The following is a 387-nucleotide window of genomic DNA, read 5'->3' on the forward strand; positions in this document are numbered from 1 at the left end:
GAAGGAGATCTCAAACGATGAAAAGACCTTCTGCATCGTGGAGGATGACCACAACAATATCATAAGCAGACCGCCGACAAAGCTTCATAATCCGAAGCTGTTTAAGCCGTTTGAAATGTTTATCCAGATGTACGGCCTTCCGGCCTATAACGAGATCGACCCGACCATACTGATCGGCATCACCTATTCCTTCCTCTTTGGCTTCATGTTCGGAGACGTGGGACAGGGACTCTGTCTCCTTCTCGGAGGCTTTCTGCTTTACCGGTTCAAGAAGATGAATCTGGCGGCTATCATCTCCTGCTGCGGCTTCTTCTCCACCATATTCGGCTTCATGTTCGGCAGCGTGTTCGGCTTCGAGGATATCATCGGCGCTGTATGGCTGCGCCC

General features: G+C 50.9%; 1 protein-coding gene. It reads left to right on the forward strand.

The annotated features are described in order from the left end of the window. On the forward strand, positions 1 to 387 hold a 387-nt coding region (locus NE664_15540), incomplete at both ends, for an ATPase (protein ID MCQ4728046.1).

Origin of the sequence: Anaerotignum faecicola (assembly GCA_024460105.1) — a bacterium.
In the GTDB taxonomy this organism is placed as follows: Bacteria; Bacillota; Clostridia; order Lachnospirales; family Anaerotignaceae; genus JANFXS01.